Origin of the sequence: Pseudoflavonifractor sp. An176, from assembly GCF_002160435.1 — a bacterium.
In the GTDB taxonomy this organism is placed as follows: Bacteria; Bacillota; Clostridia; order Oscillospirales; family Oscillospiraceae; genus Enterenecus; species Enterenecus faecium.
Genome location: NZ_NFKO01000058.1, coordinates 1 through 2816 on the forward strand (window position 1 = coordinate 1; position 2816 = coordinate 2816).

The window sequence follows — 2816 nt, forward strand, 5'->3', positions numbered from 1 at the left end:
AAGTAGGGCGAGGAAGAGAAATCAACCGAGATTCCGCTAGTAGTGGCGAGCGAACGCGGAAGAGGGCAAACCGGTGGATTTATCCACCGGGGTTGTGGACAGTCATTTAGCAGAGGTTATCTAGGAGAACGGCATGGGAAGGCCGGCCATAGCGGGTGACAGCCCCGTATCCGAAAGAGAAGGCTGTGAGACTGGATCCAGAGTACCGCGGGACACGTGAAACCCCGTGGGAAGCTGGGGGGACCACCCTCCAACCCTAAATACTACCTGATGACCGATAGTGGAGCAGTACCGTGAGGGAAAGGTGAAAAGGACCCCGAGAGGGGAGTGAAATAGAACCTGAAACCTTGTGCTTACAAGCACTCAAAGCCCGTTAAAGGGTGATGAGGTACCTTTTGTAGAATGGTCCGGCGAGTTATTGTTACTGGCAAGGTTAAGGTATTCAGTACCGGAGCCGCAGCGAGAGCGAGTCTGAATAGGGCGTATGAAGTCAGTGGCAATAGACCCGAAACCGGGTGACCTATCCATGAGCAGGTTGAAGTGGAGGTAAAACTCCATGGAGGACCGAACGCACGCTCGTTGCAATGATCGGCGATGACTTGTGGATAGCGGTGAAATTCCAATCGAACCCGGAGATAGCTGGTTCTCCCCGAAATAGCTTTAGGGCTAGCGTTGTTTTAGATTACTGGAGGTAGAGCACTGAATGGGCTAGGGGGCGATAAGCTTACTGAACCCTATCAAACTTCGAATGCCAGCTAATTGATGAACAGCAGTCAGACTGTGTGAGATAAGTCTCATAGTCAAAAGGGAAACAGCCCAGACCCACAGCTAAGGTCCCAAATATACGCTAAGTGGAAAACGATGTGGAGTTGCGAAAACAACCAGGATGTTGGCTTAGAAGCAGCCACTCATTAAAAGAGTGCGTAATAGCTCACTGGTCGAGTGACTCTGCGCGGAAAATGTAACGGGGCTAAGCGTATAACCGAAGCTTGGGCTTGTCGTAAGACAGGGGTAGGGGAGCGTCGAATATGGGGTGAAGTCGCATCGGAAGGAGCGGTGGACTGTATTCGAGTGAGAATGCCGGAATGAGTAGCGAGAATCATGTGGGAATCATGATGGCCGAAAATCTAAGGTTTCTTGGGGAAGGTTCGTCCGCCCAAGGTAAGCCGGGAGCTAAGGCGAGGCCGAAAGGCGTAGTCGATGCACATACGGTTGAAATTCCGTAGCCACCGAACTTTAAGCACACTGACACTTTGGAATAGCCGGACCCGGGCGTTGGTTGACCCGGGCGTAAGGGACCGAAATATAGTAGGGAAGCCGGCGATGTCCAGAGGCGAGAAAAGGTGTGAGGTATACTAAGGTGCCCGTACCGCAAACCGACACAGGTAGATGAGGAGAGAATCCTAAGGCCAACGGGAGAAGGGTTGTTAAGGAACTCGGCAAAATGACCCCGTAACTTCGGGATAAGGGGAGCTCCCTAAGGGGAGCCGCAGAGAATAGGCCCAAGCGACTGTTTACCAAAAACACAGGTCTATGCTAAATCGAAAGATGACGTATATGGGCTGACGCCTGCCCGGTGCTGGAAGGTTAAGAGGAGGGCTTAGCGCAAGCGAAGGTCTGAATTGAAGCCCCAGTAAACGGCGGCCGTAACTATAACGGTCCTAAGGTAGCGAAATTCCTTGTCAGGTAAGTTCTGACCCGCACGAATGGCGTAACGATTTGGGCGCTGTCTCAACAGCCCACCCGGCGAAATTGTTGTACTGGTGAAGAAGCCAGTTACCCGCAACTAGACGGAAAGACCCCATGGAGCTTTACTGTAGCTTAATACTGGAGTTCGGTAATTCATGTACAGGATAGGTGGGAGACTTGGAAGCATGGGCGTCAGCTCATGTGGAGTCACCCTTGGGATACCACCCTTGGATTGCTGGGCTTCTAACCTGCGGCCGTGAATCCGGTCGGGGGACACTGTTAGGTGGGCAGTTTGACTGGGGCGGTCGCCTCCTAAAAGGTAACGGAGGCGCTCAAAGGTTCGTTCAGCACGGACGGAAATCGTGCATTGAGTGTAAACGCATAAACGAGCCTAACTGCGAGACCGACGGGTCGAGCAGTAACGAAAGTTGGAGTTAGTGATCCGGCGGTATGCAAGTGGAAGTGCCGTCGCTCAACGGATAAAAGCTACCCTGGGGATAACAGGCTGATCTCCCCCAAGCGTCCACAGCGACGGGGAGGTTTGGCACCTCGATGTCGGCTCGTCACATCCTGGGGCTGTATTCGGTCCCAAGGGTTCGGCTGTTCGCCGATTAAAGTGGCACGCGAGCTGGGTTCAGAACGTCGTGAGACAGTTCGGTCCCTATCTGTTGCGGGCGTAAGAGATTTGAAGAGAGCTGTCCTTAGTACGAGAGGACCGGGATGGACATACCTCTGGTGCACCAGTTGTCCTGCCAAGGGCACAGCTGGGTAGCTACGTATGGACGAGATAAACGCTGAAGGCATCTAAGCGTGAAACTCCCTCTAAGATTAGATCTCTCATCCTTTATGGAGTAAGGCTCGACGTAGACTATGTCGTTGATAGGTCGGAGGTGGAAGCGCTGTGAGGCGTGTAGCTGACCGATACTAATTAGCCGAGGGCTTGACCTACAAGAATGAATGCAGGCAGCTTGCTGAAAGTCACATTGTTCAGTTTTGAGGGTGCGGAAAACCCTGACAAGCACCTTTAGCTCAGTTGGTAGAGCACCTGACTCTTAATCAGGGTGTCCAGGGTTCGAGTCCCTGAAGGTGTACCACTCCCACTTGGGTGTGTGATGCACCCAAGTGGG

1 tRNA gene and 1 rRNA gene are annotated in these 2816 nt (G+C 52.8%); both read left to right on the forward strand.

What is annotated here, in order from left to right:
- Window positions 1–2637, forward strand: a 23S ribosomal RNA gene (locus tag B5F12_RS11520); the annotation flags it as partial.
- A gap of 70 nt (window positions 2638–2707) precedes the next feature.
- Window positions 2708–2783, forward strand: a tRNA-Lys gene (locus tag B5F12_RS11525).
- The last annotated feature ends 33 nt before the right edge of the window (window positions 2784–2816 follow it).